Annotated in this window: 14 protein-coding genes; 5 read left to right on the top strand and 9 right to left on the bottom strand. The window is 73.2% G+C overall.

What is annotated here, in order from left to right:
• Positions 1-73 precede the first annotated feature (73 nt).
• Positions 74-1,321 carry an MFS transporter gene (locus AB0I79_RS02425; RefSeq protein ID WP_357866024.1) on the top strand — a complete coding sequence of 416 codons (1,248 nt, stop codon included), beginning with the start codon at positions 74-76 and terminating at the stop codon, positions 1,319-1,321.
• A 47-nt stretch (positions 1,322-1,368) separates the two neighbouring features.
• On the opposite strand, the gene ileS is transcribed toward AB0I79_RS02425, so the two are convergent.
• A complete protein-coding gene (gene ileS / locus AB0I79_RS02430) occupies positions 1,369-4,515 on the bottom strand; it encodes an isoleucine--tRNA ligase (protein WP_357866025.1) in 3,147 nt (1,048 codons plus the stop codon).
• Between the two features lie 459 nt (positions 4,516-4,974).
• Between ileS and AB0I79_RS02435 the strand changes: the two genes are divergently transcribed.
• The 3 genes from AB0I79_RS02435 (at position 4,975) to AB0I79_RS02445 (ending at position 6,864) form a co-directional block, all read left to right on the top strand.
• Positions 4,975-5,364 (top strand): TraR/DksA C4-type zinc finger protein, encoded by a 390-nt coding sequence (locus tag AB0I79_RS02435; RefSeq protein WP_357866027.1) that lies wholly within the window; start codon positions 4,975-4,977, stop codon positions 5,362-5,364.
• A 65-nt stretch (positions 5,365-5,429) separates the two neighbouring features.
• Positions 5,430-5,942 carry a signal peptidase II gene (gene lspA / locus AB0I79_RS02440; RefSeq protein WP_357866028.1) on the top strand — a complete coding sequence of 171 codons (513 nt, stop codon included), beginning with the start codon at positions 5,430-5,432 and terminating at the stop codon, positions 5,940-5,942.
• Positions 5,935-6,864: an RluA family pseudouridine synthase gene (locus AB0I79_RS02445; protein WP_357866030.1), complete on the top strand. Its 930-nt coding sequence runs from the start codon at positions 5,935-5,937 to the stop codon at positions 6,862-6,864. The genes lspA and AB0I79_RS02445 overlap by 8 nt, the downstream gene beginning before the upstream one ends.
• A 9-nt stretch (positions 6,865-6,873) precedes the next feature.
• Here AB0I79_RS02445 and AB0I79_RS02450 read toward each other — a convergent pair whose 3' ends face one another.
• From AB0I79_RS02450 to AB0I79_RS02475, 6 genes are read right to left on the bottom strand one after another with little or no spacing between them, the layout of a single operon-like run.
• Positions 6,874-8,214: a serine/threonine-protein kinase gene (locus tag AB0I79_RS02450; RefSeq protein ID WP_357866031.1), complete on the bottom strand. Its 1,341-nt coding sequence runs from the start codon at positions 8,212-8,214 to the stop codon at positions 6,874-6,876.
• Positions 8,215-8,223: 9 nt separating this feature from the next.
• Positions 8,224-8,535: an AzlD domain-containing protein gene (locus AB0I79_RS02455; protein ID WP_357866032.1), complete on the bottom strand. Its 312-nt coding sequence runs from the start codon at positions 8,533-8,535 to the stop codon at positions 8,224-8,226.
• The gene (locus AB0I79_RS02460) at positions 8,532-9,194 is read right to left on the bottom strand and encodes an AzlC family ABC transporter permease (protein WP_357866033.1); all 663 of its coding nucleotides are present in this window, start codon (positions 9,192-9,194) and stop codon (positions 8,532-8,534) included. Before AB0I79_RS02460 ends, AB0I79_RS02455 begins: the two co-directional genes overlap by 4 nt.
• 11 nt (positions 9,195-9,205) lie before the next feature.
• Positions 9,206-10,048 carry an AraC family transcriptional regulator gene (locus tag AB0I79_RS02465; RefSeq protein ID WP_357866035.1) on the bottom strand — a complete coding sequence of 281 codons (843 nt, stop codon included), beginning with the start codon at positions 10,046-10,048 and terminating at the stop codon, positions 9,206-9,208.
• Complete coding sequence (locus tag AB0I79_RS02470; RefSeq protein WP_357866036.1) at positions 10,045-11,838, bottom strand: protein kinase; 1,794 nt, start codon at positions 11,836-11,838, stop codon at positions 10,045-10,047. The genes AB0I79_RS02465 and AB0I79_RS02470 overlap by 4 nt, the downstream gene beginning before the upstream one ends.
• A 13-nt stretch (positions 11,839-11,851) precedes the next feature.
• Positions 11,852-13,768 carry a protein kinase gene (locus AB0I79_RS02475; protein WP_357866038.1) on the bottom strand — a complete coding sequence of 639 codons (1,917 nt, stop codon included), beginning with the start codon at positions 13,766-13,768 and terminating at the stop codon, positions 11,852-11,854.
• A gap of 285 nt (positions 13,769-14,053) precedes the next feature.
• On the opposite strand from AB0I79_RS02475, the gene AB0I79_RS02480 reads away from it, so the two are divergent.
• Positions 14,054-14,905, top strand: coding sequence for a chorismate mutase (locus AB0I79_RS02480; RefSeq protein WP_357866039.1), 852 nt, complete (start codon positions 14,054-14,056; stop codon positions 14,903-14,905).
• On the opposite strand, the gene AB0I79_RS02485 is transcribed toward AB0I79_RS02480, so the two are convergent.
• Together AB0I79_RS02485 and AB0I79_RS02490 are read right to left on the bottom strand one after the other, a co-directional pair.
• On the bottom strand, positions 14,859-15,866 hold the full coding sequence (locus AB0I79_RS02485) for an SGNH/GDSL hydrolase family protein (RefSeq protein ID WP_357866040.1): 1,008 nt from the start codon (positions 15,864-15,866) through the stop codon (positions 14,859-14,861). The two genes, AB0I79_RS02480 and AB0I79_RS02485, sit on opposite strands and share 47 nt — an antisense overlap.
• Positions 15,867-16,020: 154 nt before the next feature.
• A complete protein-coding gene (locus tag AB0I79_RS02490) occupies positions 16,021-17,361 on the bottom strand; it encodes an amino acid permease (RefSeq protein ID WP_357866042.1) in 1,341 nt (446 codons plus the stop codon).
• Positions 17,362-17,370 lie beyond the last annotated feature (9 nt).

Raw genomic sequence — 17,370 nt, forward strand, 5'->3', positions numbered from 1 at the left:
CCCCACCCCTAGCGACGCTTTCGGAGCTGCGGGTGGGGTTCGACACCCACCCGCGTTCTCTGGAGGCTCCTCGATGTCCAGCCGTTCGCCGTTCCGGCGGCGCGACTTCCGGCTGCTCCTGTTCGGACAGACCACCACCCAGCTCGGCACGCAGGTCAGCGGCGTGGCGATCCCGCTGCTCGCCGTCGTGACCCTCGACGCCTCACCCCTGCAGCTCGGCCTCGTCACGGCCTCGGGGACGGTCGCGTTCGCGCTGATCGGCCTGCCCGCCGGCGCGTGGATCGACCGCTGGCGGCGCCGCCCCGTGCTCGTCGCGGCCGATGTGGCCCGCGCGGTGCTGCTGGTCACGATCCCGCTCGCCGCGTTCCTCGGGATGCTGACCATCGCGCAGCTCGTCGTCGTCTCGTTGCTGGCCGGCGCCGCCAGGGTCTTCTTCGACGTCGGCTACCAGAGCTACCTCCCGTCCGTCGTCGGGCGGGCCGGGCTGCTCGCCGGCAACTCGGCGATGGAGACCATCCGCGCCGGCGGCCAGGTGGCCGGGCCGGGCGTCGGAGGCTGGGCCGTCACCGTGCTCGGCGCCGCGAACGTCGTGCTCGTCCAGGCCGTCACGTTCGCCGTCTCGGCCGCGTCGCTGCTGGCCATCAGGGCTCCGGAGCCGCCCCCGCCTCCGCGCCCGCTGCCGGGCCGGCTCGTCGCGGAGATCCGGGAGGGGCTGGCGTTCGTCGCCAGGACCAGGGTCCTCCGGGCCGTGGCGATCACCAGCGCCGCCGGCAACTTCTCGTTCGCGATCGCCTCGGCGGTGAGCTTCGTCTTCATGGTCCGCACGCTCGGCCTCTCGCCTGCCGCGATCGGGCTCGTGCTCGCGGCGGGTTCGCTCGCCGCCCTGGCCGGCGCGGCCCTCACGCCTCGCCTGGCCCGCCGCGCGGGCTCGGCCCGCGTCATCTGGCTGTCCCTGGCCGTCACGGGCCCCATCGGGCTGCTCAGCCCCCTGGCGCGGCCGGGTTGGGCGGTGGCGCTGCTGGTGGCCGGGACGGCCGCGGGCGAGCTCGGCCAGATCGTGTACGCCGTCACGAACGTCAGCCTGCGCCAGCGCCTGTGCCCCGAGCACCTGCTCGGCCGGGTCAACGCCACCATGCGCTTCCTCATGATGGGCCTGTTCCCGCTGGGCGCCCTGGTGGGCGGGGTGCTCGGGGAGGCGGCCGGGCCGCGTCAGGCACTCTGGACGGCCGCCGTGGTCATCCTGCTGTCACCGCTGCCCGTGTACGCGGCGCTGCGCGGGATCCGCGACGTCGAGGACGTCCCGCCCTGGCACGGGCCCTGAGCGCGAGGGGCGGCACCCGGGCCGGGTGCCGCCCCTCGCGGGGCGCGTCAGGCGCGGCGGAGCTGGAAGGTGAGGCCGAGGTCGGCGTCCGTGTGGGACGGCAGGTCCGCGGCGGTGCCCTCCGTGATGCCGGTCGCCAGGACCTCCTCGCCGACCACGTGACCCTCCGCGCGCAGCGCCGCGGCGAGGTCGTCGGACGTGGCGGTCCACCACAGGTCGATGCGGTCGGTGATGGACAGGCCGGTCGACTTGCGGGCCTCCTGCACCAGGCGGATGACCTCGCGCAGCAGGCCGGCGCGGCGCAGCTCGTCCGTCAGCTCCAGGTCGAGAGCCACGGTCTCGCCCGTGCCGGTGCCGATGGCGCCCGTCTCGACCGCCCAGCCCGAGCGTGGCTGCTCGTTGACGATCACCTCGTCGGGGCCCAGCATGACCTCGCCGAGCTCGTCCGCCTCCACCAGGACCGTGGTGCCCGAGCGCAGGGCCCTGGCGACGCGGGTGGCGTCGGCGGCGGTAACGGCGGCGGCCACGAGCTTGGTCTGCGAGCCGAAGCGCTTGCCCAGGGCCCGGAAGTTGGGCTTGACCGTGTAGGACACGAGGTCGGCGCTGAAGCCGGACATGTCCTCCAGCGTCTGGACGTTCAGCTCGTCGGCCACGAGGCCGCGCAGCTCGGCAGGCAGCGACGGCCAGCCGTGCGCGCCCACCAGGGCCCGCCGCAGCGGCTGGCGGGTCTTGACGCCCGACGAGGCGCGGGCCGAGCGGCCCAGCTCCACCAGGCGCCGCACGAGAGCCATCTGGTCCGACAGCGCCGGGTCCAGCAGGTCCTCGCGCACCTCCGGCCAGGAGGCCAGGTGGACCGAGGAGGGCGCGTCGGCCGGGCGCAGGACGTCCCACAGGTAGTCGGTGACGAACGGCGTGACGGGAGCCATCAGCCGCAGCACCGTCTCCAGGCACTCGTACAGCGTCGCGAACGCGTCCTGCGAGCCCTGCCAGAAGCGGCGGCGCGAGCGGCGCACGTACCAGTTGGACAGGTCGTCGAGGAAGTCGGCCAGGCGGCGGCCGGCGCGCTGGGTGTCGTACTCGTCGAGCGCCGCCGTGACCTCGGCCACCGTGCGGTGCAGCTCGGCCAGCGCCCAGCGGTCGAGCAGCGGGCGCTGCGCGGCCGGGGTGGCCTCGGCGAGCATGGCCGGCGACCAGGACTCGGCGTTGGCGTAGAGGGTGAAGAACGACGAGGTGTTCCACAGGGTCAGCAGGACCTTGCGGACGATCTCCTCCAGCGTGCCGTGACCCACCCGGCGGGCCGCCCACGGCGAGCCCGCGCAGGCCATGAACCAGCGCAGCGCGTCGGCCCCGTGCTGGTCCATCAGCGGGATCGGCTCCAGGATGTTGCCCAGGTGCTTGCTCATCTTGCGGCCGTCCTCGGCCAGGATGAGGCCGAGGCAGAGCACGTTCTCGTAGGAGGACTGGCCGAAGACGAGCGTGCCGACGGCCATCATCGAGTAGAACCAGCCGCGCGTCTGGTCGGTGGCCTCGCAGATGAACTGCGCCGGGTAGACCCCCTCGGGCTTGCCGCGCTCGCCCCACTGGGCGAACGGCATGGAGCCCGAGTCGTACCAGGCGTCGATGACGTCGGGCACGCGCGTGGCGAGGGCGCCGCACGACGGGCAGTCGAAGGTGACGTCGTCGACGAACGGGCGGTGCGGGTCGAGGGCCGAGACGTCCTGGCCGGACAGGGCGCCCAGCTCCTCCATCGACCCGACGCACGTCACGTGCGACTCGTCCTGCGAGCACACCCACAGCGGCAGCGGCGTGCCCCAGTACCGGGAGCGCGACAGCGACCAGTCGACGTTGCCCCGCAGCCACTCGCCGAACCGGCCCCACTTGATCGTGTCGGGGAACCAGTTGGTGTTCGCGTTCTCCGCCAGCATCTGGTCCTTGACCGCGGTGGTGCGGATGTACCAGGAGGGCAGGGCGTAGTAGAGCAGTGCCGTGTGGCAGCGCCAGCAGTGCGGGTAGCTGTGCTCGAAGTGGCCGCCGCGGTAGAGCAGGCCGCGCGCCCGCAGGTCCTCGGTCAGCTCCTCGTCGGCGTCCTTGAAGAACCTGCCGCCGACCATGGGCACGTCGTCGAGGAAGCGGCCGTCGGGGCCGATCGGGTTGACGACCGGCATCTCGTACTTCTTGATCACGGCCATGTCGTCGGCGCCGAAGGCGGGGGCCTGGTGGACCAGGCCGGTGCCGTCCTCGACCGTGACGTAGTCGCCGAGCACGACGTAGTGCGCGCCCGGGATGTCGACCAGGTCGAACGGGCGGGTGTAGCTGGTGTGCTCCAGCTCGCGGCCGGTGAAGCGGGCCACCTCGGTCGCGCCCTCGCCGAGCACCGACAGCAGGGGCTCGGCCACGACCAGCACCTCGCCGCCGGCGGTGCGGGCCGCGACGTAGGTGACGTCGGGGTGCACGGCGACGGCCGTGTTGGAGACGAGCGTCCACGGCGTGGTCGTCCAGATCAGCAGCGCGGCGCCCAGCTCGGCCAGCGGGCCGGAGGTCGCGGGCATGCGGACGTAGACCGACGGGCTGGAGACGGTCTCGTACGCGCCGGGCTGGCCCAGCTCGTGGTCGGACAGGCCGGTGCCGCAGCGCGGGCAGTAGGGGGTGATCCGGAAGTCGCGGAACAGCAGCCCCTTGTCGAAGATGACCTTCAGCGACCACCACACGGACTCGACGTAGGACGGGTCCATGGTGCGGTAGGCCTGGGACAGGTCGATCCAGTAGCCCATCCGCTCGGTCATCTGCTCGAACGCGTCGACGTGCCGCAGCACGGACTCGCGGCACTTGTCGTTGAACTCGGCGATGCCGTACGTCTCGATGTCGCGCTTGCCGGACAGGCCCAGTTCGCGCTCGACGCTCACCTCGACCGGCAGGCCGTGGCAGTCCCAGCCCGCCTTGCGCGGCACGCTGAAGCCACGCATCGACTTGTAGCGGGGGAACAGGTCCTTGAACACGCGGGCCTCGACGTGGTGCACGCCGGGCAGGCCGTTGGCGGTGGGCGGGCCCTCGTAGAAGACCCAGGCGGGGTTGCCCGCGTTCTGCTCCACGGAACGCTCGAAGATCTTCCCGTCCCGCCAGCGGTCGAGGACCTCGCGCTCGAGCGCGGGCAGGTCGACCTGCGCGGGAAGAGAGCGGAATGATGGGGAAGACATCTCGGGCGTGACCTCCACGCTTGATCGGCCGGTTGGCTGGACGCGTGAAGGGACGAAGCCTGGCGGCTCCGCGGTACCACCCTTCTTGACCCCGCCTCGGGCGGGGCCCTCTTCATTTGGTCTGCTGCCGGTTCTAATGAGCTCGCGAGAGCCGTTCTTCCGGCGGCTCCGGGGTGATATCCCTCACAGTCGGGCCCCATCGACGCCTTGCAGACTCAAACCATAACGCAGAGTGGGGGCGAAGGCTTCCCTGTTTTCCTGGTGGCGGCGGCCCCGCGCCGGTACGCGAGTCGTAAACGGCGCAAAGTTGTGGGAATGGACGCCGACGGTGAGGAGTTGAATGCGCGAGGCGGGATAGTACGGGGGAGGTAAACCGTCCGGCGGGTCGTTTGCCGTTCCGTTATATGGATCCTAAGCTGCCCGCACCATTCACGGCCTTGATCAGCAATGGAGGCAGCCATGGCGGCAGTCACGCAGACCGCGACACCCTCGATGTGGTCGGAAGAGGAGCTGGCCGAGGTACGCGGCAGGCTCCAGGAGGAGATCGAGGAGCTCGAGGCGGACATCCTCCGCCACGAGTCGGAGATAGCCTCTGGAGACGTCACCCAGGGCGCGGGCGACGACCAGGCGGACGCCGGCGCCAAGACGTACGAGCGCGAACGCGAGATCGCCCTTACCCTGAATGCGCGCGATCTGGTCGCGCAGAACGAACGTGCGATCGCCAGGATCGACGCAGGGACCTATGGAGTGTGCGAATCGTGCCACAAGCCGATCGGCAAGGAACGCCTCCAGGCGTTCCCGAGGGCGACGCTGTGCGTGGCCTGCAAGCAGAAGGAGGAGCGCAGGTAACCGGCTCCGCCGCAGGCTCGGGAGGCGCAGCGGGCAGGCCCCGCCGGCGCCTCTTCGCCGTCCTCGTGACGCTGGCGGCCGTGATCTACGCGGCCGACCTCGCCACCAAGACGGTGGTGCTGCGCACGCTCGAGGGTGAGCCGCCGCTGGTCGTCATCCCGGGCGTGCTGCAGTTCCGGGTGATCTTCAACTCGGGCGCCGCGTTCAGCATCGGCACGGGGATGACGTTCGTCTTCACCCTCATCGCGGCCGGCGTGGTCGTGGCGATCGTGCGTACGGCGCGCAAGCTCGGCAGCCGGTCCTGGGCCGTCACGCTCGGCCTCCTGCTGGGCGGCGCGACCGGCAACCTCACCGACCGGCTGCTGCGCTACCCCTCGGGGATCGGCCGCTCCTCGCAGCTCCAGGGGCACGTCGTCGACTTCATCGAGGTGCTGCCGGGCAACTTCCCCGTCATCGACTACTTCCCGGTCTTCAACATCGCCGACTCGGCGATCGTCTGCGGCGGCATCCTGGCCGTGTTCCTGGCCTGGCGCAACGTGCAGATCGACGGCTCCAGGGAGGTGGAGAAGGATGACTGAGCAGCGCAGCCTGCCCGTGCCCGACGGCCTGGAGGGCGAGCGGCTCGACGCCGCGCTCTCGCGGCTGTTCGGCTTCTCCCGCACGCGCGCGGCCGAACTGATCACGGCCGGCGAGGTGCTCGTGGACGGCCGCCAGCCCGCCAAGTCGGACCGGGTGCACGCGGGCGCGTGGCTGGACGTGACGCTGCCGCCGCCGGTCACCACCCCCATGCCGGTGGCCGAGCCGGTGCCCGGCATGGCCATCGTGTACGAGGACGACGACATCGTCGTGGTCAACAAGCCCATCGGGGTGGCGGCGCACCCGACCGTCGGCTGGACGGGCCCCACCGTGATCGGCGGGCTGCTCGGCGCCGGGCACACGATCGCGACCAGCGGCGCGGCCGAGCGCCAGGGCATCGTGCACCGGCTCGACGCCAACACCACGGGCGCGATGGTGGTGGCCAAGAGCGAGCACGCCTACTCGCGGCTCAAGCGGGCCTTCAAGGAGCGCACGGTCGACAAGCGCTACCACGCGCTGGTCCAGGGGCATCCCGATCCGTTCAGGGGCACGGTCGACGCGCCCATCGACCGGCACCCGTCGGGCGACGGCCGGTTCGCGGTGGTGGCGGGGGGCAAGCCGTCCGTCACGCACTACGACACGGTGGAGGCGTTCAGGGCCGCGTCGCTGCTGGACATCAAGCTGGAGACCGGCCGCACCCACCAGATCAGGGTGCACATGTCGGCGCTGCGCCATCCGTGCGTCGGAGACCTGCTGTACGGCGCCGATCCGACGCTGGCGGCCCGGCTGGGGATCACGCGGCAGTGGCTGCACGCGGTCGCGCTCGGGTTCGAGCACCCCTCGTCGGGGGAGTGGATGTCGTTCAGCACCGACTACCCGCAGGACCTGCAGAAGGCGCTGGACATCGTCCGCGCGGAGTCCTGAGCCCGCCGCTCAGAAGGACTCCTCCTCCCCCTGCCCCCGCTCCTCGTCGTTGTCGGCCGCCTGACCGTTGTCCGAGCCCTCGACCCGGCCGGGGCCCTCCTCGTCCTTGCTCTTGGTCGGCTTCGGCTCCTTGGTGGGGCTCTTCTTGTTCCCGCTGGGTGACGGGCTGCGCGGCTGGTCGCGGGTCGGCGGCGGGGTGCTCCGCGGCGGTGGCGGCGTCGTGGTGCCCTGTGGCTGGCTCCCCTGCGGCTGGACGCCCTGCGGTGTCGGGGTGCTCTCCGGGCGGGTGGTCTTCAGCTCCGGTGTGGGGGACTCGTACACGGTCGTCGCCTCGGTGGTCACCACGGCGGGCGCGGGGCTGGGGGAGATCGCCTCGCGCGGGCGCTGCGACCACCAGGCGGCGCCCCCGGTGACCAGCCCGACGAGCAGCGCGCCCCCGGCGATCGCGGCCAGCGGCAGCAGGCGCCGCCTGGACCGCCACGGCCGCGCCCCGGACGGCACGGTGACGGGGCCGGTCCGCTCGGGGGCGTCGCCCGTCAGGATCGCGGCCAGCCGCCGCTCGGCCTCGTCCAGCGACATGCGCTCGGCCGGGTCCTTGCGCAGCAGCCCGTGCAGCACGGGGGCGAGCGCGCCCGCGCGGGCCAGCGGCCGGGGCTCGGCGTGCATGACGGCGCCCAGCGTGGCCAGGGCGTTGTCCCGCTGGAAGGGGGAGTTGCCCTCGACGGCCATGTAGAGCGTCACGCCCAGCGACCACATGTCCGAGGCGGGCCTGGCCTGCCCGCCGGCCGCGCGTTCCGGCGCCATGAAGGCGGGGGTGCCGACCAGGATGCCCGTCCTCGTGACGGGCGCCTCGTCCTCCGTGGTGGCGATGCCGAAGTCGGTCAGCACCGCGCGGCCGTCCTCCGACAGCAGCACGTTGTCGGGCTTGACGTCGCGGTGCAGCACGCCGGCCGCGTGCGCCGCGCGCAGCGCCTCCAGGAGCTGCACGCCGATGCCGGCGGCCTCGGCGGGCGGCATGGGGCCGTCGTCGCGGATCAGGGCGCCCAGCGTGCGCGAGGGCACGAGCTGCATGACGATCCAGGGGTGGCCGCGCTCCTCCAGCACGTCGTAGACGGTGGCCACGCCGGGGTGCGCCACCCGGCCCGCGGCCCTGGCCTCACGGAAGGTGCGCACGGCGAACTCGTCACGCTCCGGGCCGCTCATGTTCGGCGGCGGCAGGACCTCCTTGACGGCCACGTCCCGGCCGAGCACCTCGTCGTGGGCGTGCCACACCATGCCCATGCCGCCCTTGCCGATCGTTTTGAGCAGCCGGTAACGCCCACCGACCACCAAGCCAGCTGAATCGGACATGGACGGCGACTACCCAAGAAGCATCCGGGCAAGCGCGGTGACGACGGCCGCCGACGCCAGGACGACGAGGAACGGCGCCCGCAGCAGCAGCGCCACCACCGCCGCCCCCAGCCCCGCCGTCCGGGCCGGATCGAAGCTCAGCCCGCCCTGAGCGGTGAACGTCTGCACCGCGATCAGCGCCGCCAGCAGCGCCACCGGCACCAGCTCCGCGAACCTGCGCACCCGCGGATGGTCCAGCACCCGCCGGGGCGCGGCCAGGCCCGCCAGCTTCAGCGCGTAGCAGCCCAGGCAGACGGCGGCGATCGCCCACCACAGCGTCATCGCAGCATCACCGCCAGCACCGCGACGGCCGACAGCAGCACCGGCACGCCGGCGGGCAGGAACGGGGTGGCGCACAGGGCGATCGCCGCCGCCCCCGCGGCCAGCCAGCGCAGCTCGGCGCTCTCGGCCAGCCGCGGCCACAGGATGGCCAGGAACGCCACCGGGCCCACCACGTCCAGCCCCAGCACGCCCGGGTCGCCCAGGAACGAGGTGCCGTACGCGCCGGCCAGCGTGCTGAGGTTCCAGGCGATGTACAGGCTGGCGAACGTGGTGACGAAGCCCGTGCGGGCCGCCTCGGGGTCCGGCTGGGCCATGGTGACGGCCGTGGTCTCGTCGATGACGCCGTGGGCGGCCAGCAGCCGGCGCGGGCCGCGTACGCGCAGGAGGCCGGCCATGCGCAGGCCGTAGAGCGTGTTGCGGCCGCCGAGCAGCACCGCGCCGAGCGTGGCGGCCGCCAGGTCGCCGCCGGCGGCGACCGCGCCGGTCAGCGCGAACTGCGAGGCGCCCGTGAACGCCAGCAGGCTCAGCACGCACGCCTGCGGCACGGACAGGCCCGCGGTGACCGCCGCGGCGCCGAAGGCGATCCCGGACAGCCCCACGGCCAGTCCCACGCCGAGACCGTCCCGCACGGCGGCGGAACGGGAGGTTGTCTCTTCCATGCCGCCCGAGGCTAGGCGTTGGGCGAATCGTCCGTCTTGTACGTTCCTGCAGCGCGTTGGTAGGCGGCAGGAGGAACACCCACGATGCGCTTGAAGTGACGGTTCAGATGGGCCTGGTCGGTGAAGCCCACCTCGGCGGCCACCTGTGCCGGCCGCACGCCGGTCTGCAGCAGGTGGCGCGCCCGGCGCACCCGCAGCGAGGTCAGGTACGCGTGCGGCGGCAGCCCTGTCGCGGCCTTGAACGCCCGCAGCAGCGCGAACGGCCGCGCCCCCACCGCCCCGGCCAGGTCCTCCAGCGTCGGCGGGTCGACGAGGCTCTCGTGCAGCAGATCGAGCGCCGCCCGCACCGCCCGCCTGCCCTCCGCCGGCAGCACCGTGGCCGGCCTGGGCGCGGCGTGGCGGGCCACCAGCCTGGCGAACAGCGTGCGGCTCAGCGTCGAGGCCGCCAGCGCGTCACCCCGCTCGGCCGCCTCGTGCGCCCGCGCCAGCAGCGCCGCCACCTGGTCGTCGCGCACCACCTGCCGCGGGAAGTGCGGCGTGCCGCGGGGCGCGCCCAGTTCCGCCGCGATGCCGCTCAGCGCGTCGATCGAGGGATAGAGCATGCGGTACGCCCACCCGCCCGGCACGCCCGCCTGCCCCGTGTGCACCGCGTCGGGGTTCACCAGGACCAGCTCGCCCGCTCCCGCCCGGTGCAGCGTGCCCCGGTAGTCGAACTCCTCGACGCCCGAGACGATCAGGCCGATCGCGTAGCCGTCGTGCACGTGCCTGGAGAAGCGGTGGGTGACGTAGCGGGCCTTGAGCAGGTCCGTCTCCGGCACCGCCGGGTGCCGCCAGAACCGGGCCTGCTCCTTCACAGCGGCCTGAACGTCCTGGCGAACGTCTCGAAGTAGTGCCGGTCCTCGGCCCAGCGGGCGTGCGGGGTCTCCCAGTACAGGGCGTACGGGCGGCCGTCCTCGGTGTGGAAGCCGCGGTTGATCACGTGGATCGTCTGGCCGTTGCGCACCCGGGTGAACTCCCAGTCGGCGGCCTTCACGCCCAGGTAGTCGACCGGCCTGATGCGGACCCGCTTGTACTGCTGGAACTCGCCCTTCGCCCGGATCGCCCTCTCCAGGCCGAGCCAGTGCTGCTCCGGGTCGTCCCACGGGATGTCGGGGACGGTCCACTCCACGATCAGCGTGCCGGGGGTGCCGGGGCCCTTGATGGCGATGCTGTCCCGGTCAGGGTTCTTCGTCGGGCGCCACTGCCCGGGCATGGCGATCTGGAAGCGGCCGATCGCGCTCCTGTAGGAGCGCCAGCCCGCCGGGACCGCGGTGCGGGTGGGCCGTGGCGTGGTGGCGGTCGGGGTGGGCTCGGCGGGCTTGGTGGTGGGCTCGCCCGTCGTGGGGGACGGGCCGGCCCCGGTCGGACCGGTGGCGGGGCCCGCGGTGGGGCCCGTGGTGGGGCCCGTGGTGGGGGACGTGGCCGTCCAGCGGTCGGACAGCAGCACGCCGCCCGTGCCCAGCACCGCCACGGTCGCCAGCGCGGCGGGCAGGCCGATCCACAACGCCTTGCGGCGCCCGCCGGCGGGGCCGCGCCGCTGGTCGGGCATCGTCGCGTGCGAGGGGCCGGCGTCCGGGCCGGTGCCGGCCGCCTGCCAGCCGGTCCCGCCCGGACCGGTGCCCGCGCCCGGCTGCCAGGACGGCGGCGGCGTGTCGGGCGCGCCGGGGTGCGGCGTTCCAGCACCGGAGTGCGGTGTGAGGCCGCCAGGATGCGGTGTGAGGCCGCCGGGGTGCGGGGCCGGGGTGCCGGGGCGCGGTGTGAGGCCGCTGGAGTGCGGGGCGGGGCCGCCGGGCGTGCCGGTCGGCGGGGCGGCGGCGGCTTCGTACAGGAGCCTGGCGGCCTGCTCGGCGGGCAGCCGCGCGCCGGGGTCGCGGCGCAGCAGGCCCATGATGACCGGCTCCAGTACGCCGGCCCGCACCGGCGGCTCCGGCTCGTCGCGCAGCACCGCCGCCACCGTCGCCGCCCACGAGTCGCGCTTGAACGGCGGCCGGCCCTCGACCGCCGCGTACAGGGTGGCGCCCAGCGACCACAGGTCGGACTCGGGGCGCGCGGGGTCGCCGTTCAGCCGCTCCGGCGGCATGTACGCGGGCGTGCCCACCAGGCCGCCCGTGGCCGTCAGCCCCGCCTCGGTCTCCATCGAGGCGATCCCGAAGTCGGTGAGCACGACGCGGCCGTCGTCGGCCAGCAGCACGTTCTCGGGCTTGACGTCACGGTGCAGCACCCCGGTGGCGTGCGCGGCGCGCAGCGCGTCGAGCAGCCGGCCGCCGATCACCGCGACCTGCGCCGGCCGCAGCGGCCCGCTCTCGCCGATCACCTGCGCCAGCGAGCGCGAGCGGACGAGCTGCATCACGATCCACGGCCGGCCGTCCTCCTCCACGACGTCGTGGATGACGACCACCGACGGGTGGTCGAGGCGCCCGGCCGCCCTGGCCTCCCTGATGGTCCTGCGGTTGAGCTCGGCCCGCTTGGCGTCGCCGACGCCCGTGTAGCGGACCTCCTTGATCGCCACCGTACGGTCGAGCAGCTCGTCGTGGGCCCGCCAGACGACGCCCATCCCACCCTCGCCGAGCGGCTCGATGAGGCGATAGCGGTTGCTGACGTGCACGCAGCGAGCCTACCTACTTGGGGGGAACGAACGTCGCGCAGAATCCTTCGAAGAAGTCGTAGTCCTTCTTCCAGTGGCTGCTCAGCGTGTGCCAGTAGATGGCGTACGACTTCCCGTCCTCCGCGACGAACCCCCGGTAGCGGATGCGGCTCTTGCCGGTGTTGGTGGGCCAGTAGAAGTCCCAGTCGGCGGCGGCCTCGCGGAAGTCGACCTTGTCGATGCCGATCTTCTTGTAGCCGCCGTAGCGGTCCTTGAGGCTCGGCTCCAGCTTCTTCCAGCCCTTCAGCGGGTCCTTGCCCAGCTTGGGCATCTCCTCGACCCGCACGTGCGCGTTCGGCGCCCCGCCGGGGCCCTTGAACTCGACGCTCCTGCCGGTGCGCGTCCACTCGTCCCAGCCCTTGGGCAGGCCGATCTTGAAGCCGAGCTTCTTGTCCGTGTAGTACTTCCACCCGGACGGCAGCGGGTCCTTCTCGGCCTCCTTGGTCTCCTCGGGGGCCGAGGTGGGCGAGGAGCTCGGGGACGCCGGCGGGGAGGACGAGACCGTGGGCGACGACGTGGCCGACGACGTGGGCGACGACGAGGACGATGGCGTGGACGAGGGCGACTGCGAGGCGGGCGCGCTCGGCGACGGGCTCGTCGTGACGGCCGCCGCACGCGCGCCGGCCTGCTGCCTGGCCTCGTCGTCGGGGGCCGAGTTCAGGCCGAGGTAGCCGCCCACGACCGCCACCAGCAGCACCGCCACGGCCGCAGCGATGACGATCGTGGGCTTGCGCTGCGGGTCTGGCCTGGCCGCGTCCATCGTGGACTCGGCGGGTGGCCGCGGCGGCTCCACGGTCGGCGTCTGCGGGATGCGCGCGCCGGTCTCGGGCATGGCCTCCTGGGGGGCGCGGGCGGCCAGGAGGTTCGGGTCGGTCGGGGTGTCGTCCTCGACGGGCTCGTACGGGCGCCTGGCCTTGGCGGGGCCCGGCCGCTTCGGCCTGGCCGGGGGCGCGGCGGGGCGCTTCGGCTCGGCCGGGGCCGGCACGTGCAGCTCCTGCGCGGCGGGGAACTGCTTGGTGAGCGGCGGGTTCGACGGCGAGGTCGAGCCGGTGTCCGGCTCGGCGGCGTTCATGTCGCGCAGGGCCCGGCGCAGCATGCGCTGCGTCTCCTCGTACGACAGCCGCTGCACCGGCTCCTTGACCAGCAGCCCGTTGATCACGTCGGTGAGCGGGCCCGCGTGCGTGAGGGGATCGGGCTCGTCGGTGAGCACGGCGTGCATGGTGGCCAGCGCCATCCCGCGCTCGTGCGGGGATCGGCCCTCCACCGCCGTGTACAGCGTGGCGCCCAGCGACCACAGGTCGGACTCGCGCCGCGCGGGCAGGCCCTTGAGCCGCTCGGGCGCGATGAACGCCGGCGTGCCCGCCAGGCCCGTCACGGTGAGCTGCGTCTCGGTCTCCAGCGTGGCGATGCCGAAGTCGGTGAGCACGACGCGGCCGTCGTCGGCCAGGAGCACGTTCTCGGGCTTGACGTCACGGTGCAGCACGCCCGCCTCGTGGGCGCGGTGCAGCGCGTCCAGCACGGCCAGGCCGATCTCGGCCACCCGCTTGGGCGGCAGCGGCCCGTCCTGCTTGATCACGGCGCCCAGCGAGCGCGACTGGACGAGCTGCATGACGATCCAGGGACGTTCATCCTCCTCGATCACGTCGTGCACGACGATCACGTTGGGATGCTCGAACCTCGCCGCCGCTCTCGCCTCGCGCATCGTGCGCCGGTTCAGCAGCTGCACCTCCTCGCCCAGGGCGGCGGCGTACCTGACCTCCTTGACCGCGACCGTGCGGTCAAGGAGCTCGTCGTAGGCGCGCCAGACGATGCCCATCCCGCCCCTGCCGATGGGTTCCTGCAGCTGGTAGCGGCCGGCGATGCGGCGTCCGTCCTGCTTGCGATCCGACATCAACGGCCTCAAACCCTCCTCTAGGCCAAGAAATACTCTCACGGGCAGGGATCAACGGCGACTCGCCCGAAGGCCAGTCCGGCATGTGAGAAGCGCCGCCCAGCAGGTGGAGGCGCGGGTGTAGGGTTCAGATATGACTTGTCGTCGCTACGCGTTTACCGAGCCGGCTCCGGGAGAGCCGGTCGTCAGCTAGCGACCACCTGGAGTCGGCACGAGGCAGAGACAACCGTCTCTGCCTTTTTGGTTTCCGCCGGCTCCGAGGGCCGGCCACAGTGGGGAGTCGGGATGTCATCGACGTTGGAACGGCACGCGGTCGCCGTGGGCGGCCTCCTCGTGGGAGCGGGGCCCGCGGTGGTGATCGGCGACCGGGTGAGCCTGCGCACCGACCCGCCTGCCGCGTTGCGCGCGGGCGTCACGCTCGCCGAGCCGGCCACGGCCGCCGACCTGCCGGCCATCGCCGAGCACGCGGCGGCCGTCGTGGTGGGGGCGTCGTGGACGCGCGACATCCCCCTGGTGCGCGCGGCGGCAGGGCTCGGGCTGCCGGTCGTGGTGGAGCGGCGGGCGTCGGCCTCCATGGAGGAGTGGCTGGGGCTGGCCGCCTACTGCGCGGGCGAGGGCGACGGGAGGGTGATCCTCTGCGAGGGGGGAGGCCGTCCCGATCTGGCGCTCGTCCGGGCCGCGCGGGCCGCCTCGGGGCGTCCCGCGCTGGTGGACGTCTCCGCCGACCTCGGCCTGTCGGCCGCCGCCGTCGCGGCCGGCGCCGACGGCCTGATCATCGGCACGGGACAGGCGCAGACCCCGGCGGCCGGACGGCGGGTCGCCGAGGAGGCCGTGACCGTCGTCGGCGCGCTGCTGCGCGACGAGACGCCCGGCACGCTGCCCGAGTGCAGGCAGGCGATCGACCGGGTGGACGCCGCCCTGGCCACGCTGCTGGAGCGGCGGGCCGAGCTGGCGGGCATCGTGCAGCGGCTCAAGCCCGTCGGCGGCTTCGCCGGGCGCGACCTGGGCAGGGAGCGCGACGTCGTGGCCAGGATGGCCGTGCGGGCGCCCGCGCTGGGCGAGTCGCGCCTGTCGGCCATCATGAACGCCGTCATCGAGGCGGGGCTGCACCTCGCCGAGGAGCGTTCGGGTCGGTGACCAGCACGTTGTTCATCGGGCGGCCGGGGCCGGCGGCGATCTGCCCGGTGATGAGCTCGGCGAAGCGGCGGTAGCCGTCGCCCGTCGGGTGGTAGCTGCGCGCGTTGACCCGCAGCTCGTCCATGTCCACGGCCAGCCCGTTCAGGAACGGGCGCGGCCGGCCCACCTCGTGTCCCGTGAACGCCTCGTAGGCGTCCACGTACTCGGCGCTGCCCGGCGCCCCGAACGCCGCGATGGCGCGGTCGAACTCGGCCACCACCGACCCCACCGTGTCGTTGAGCCGCCGCGTCATGGTGTTCAGCCAGCGCTGGTCGGCCACGGTCAGGTTGTCGACGGTCTCCACCGGCTCCTTCGGGAACGGGCGCGGGTAGCCGAGCACGATGACGCGCGCGGCCGGCGCGCGCACGCGCACCTCCTTGAGCACCTTGAGCATGCTCGTACGCAGCTCCTCGATGCGCCGGTTGACCGCGGCGTCCTGGTCGACGCAGGCCGTCGACCACGGGATCTTGACGATGCAGCCCGTCAGCACCTTGGAGAAGCCTGCGTCGTTGCCCCCGATGCTCAGCGTCACCAGGCTCGCCGCCGCGCTCACGCGGGTGATCTGGGGCGGCTGGCCGTGCTGGCCCGACAGGAGCTCGCGGGTGGTGGCGCCGCTGCAGGCGTAGAAGGCGGTGCCGCCGCCGAACCGGTAGGCCTGGGCGACGAGCGGCACGTAGGAGCCCTCGGACCGGTGGCAGCGGTCGGCCCCGTCGTTGACCGGCGCCTGGCTCAGCTCCCACACCCCCTCGCCGGAGGAGTAGGAGTCGCCGAGCGCCACGTACGTGCCGCTCTGGGCCACCTGGACGGCCGTCAGCCTGGTGACCCGCGGTAACTCGCCCCGCGGCGCGGCGCCGGTGGGGCAGCCCGCGTCCAGCACGGCGCAGGCCAGCTTGGGGTAGAGGCCCAGGGGCAGGCACGCCACGGCCAGCGCGACGCCGATCGCGGCCGCGGCCGCCGTCTGGACGATCCTCCGTCTCGCAGCGTCCAGTGCGACCTCCCTGCCCGGCGACTCCTCTGCTGCGCCATCGAGACTACCCAGCGACCCCGCCGCCGCGGGCGTGCCCGTGCGGCGGCCTTCAGGACGGGCGGCGGCGCCGGACGGTCCACCAGCCCAGGGCGATGGCGGCGACCAGCAGGGGGATCAGGTAGAACGCCACCCGCTGGTCCTGGTCGGCGAACGGCATCAGCAGCACCACCAGCGCCAGGAACGCCATGGTGAGCCAGTTGGTGTAGGGCGAGCCGGGCATCGGGAAGGCCGAGCGGTGGCCCGTGCGGCGCAGCCGGGTCTGGCAGTGCACCAGCACCCCCCACGTGGTGATCACGCCCAGGGAGGCCACGGCGGTGGCGATGTTGAAGGCCCGCTCCGGCAGGAAGTAGAACAGCGCCACCCCCGCCAGGAACATGGCCGCGGTGAACAGGATGCCGCCGATCGGCACGTGCCTGGTGCTGAGGGCGCCGGCGAAGCGGGGCGCCTCCTGCTTCATGGCCATCGAGCGCAGGATGCGGCCCGTGGCGTACAGGCCGGAGTTGCAGGACGAGAGCGCTGCGGTGATCACGACGAGGTTCATGGCGTCGGCCGCCCACGGGACCCCGAGCCCGGAGAAGACCGTCACGAACGGGGACGTGCCCGCGCGGTAGGCGGTCCACGGCAGGACCATGGCCAGCAGCGCCACCGAGCCCACGTAGAAGACCGCGATGCGCCACACCACGCCGTTGATGGCCTTCGGCATGACCTCGTGCGGCCTGGCCGTCTCGCCCGCCGTGATGCCGACCAGCTCGATCGAGGCGTACGCGAACACGACCGACTGCAGGCTCATCAGCACCAGCGGGAACCCGGTCGGGAAGAACCCGCCGTGCGAGACCAGGTTGTGCGGCCCGGCCTCGCCGATCGCGAACACCACCAGCACCAGGCCGACGACCAGGAACACCGTGATGGCCAGGACCTTGAGCATGGCGAACCAGAACTCCAGCTCGCCGAACAGGCGCACCGACAGCAGGTTGACCGTCATGACGAAGCCGAGCGCGATCAGCGCCGTGAGCCACTGGGGGAAGGCCGGGGCCCAGTAATGGATGTAGGCGGCGATCGCGGTCAGCTCGGCGACGCCGGTGGCGGCCCAGTTGATCCAGTACATCCAGCCGCTGGCGAAGGCCGCCCACGGGCCGATGAACTCACCGGCGTACTCGACGAACGAGCCGGAGACCGGCCGGTAGAGCACGAGCTCGCCGAGCGCCCGCATGACGAAGAACGCCGCCACCCCGGCGGCGGCGTAGGAGAGCACCAGCGCGGGACCGGCGGCGGCCAGCCGCCCCCCGGAGCCCAGGAACAGCCCCACGCCGATGGCGCCGCCGATGGCGATCATCTGGACCTGGCGGTTGCCCAGCGCGTGCGTGTATCCCTCTTCGGTCTGCGTGCGCACCCCGTGACT

It is taken from the genome of Nonomuraea sp. NPDC050202 (assembly GCF_040656115.1).
In the GTDB taxonomy this organism is placed as follows: Bacteria; Actinomycetota; Actinomycetes; order Streptosporangiales; family Streptosporangiaceae; genus Nonomuraea.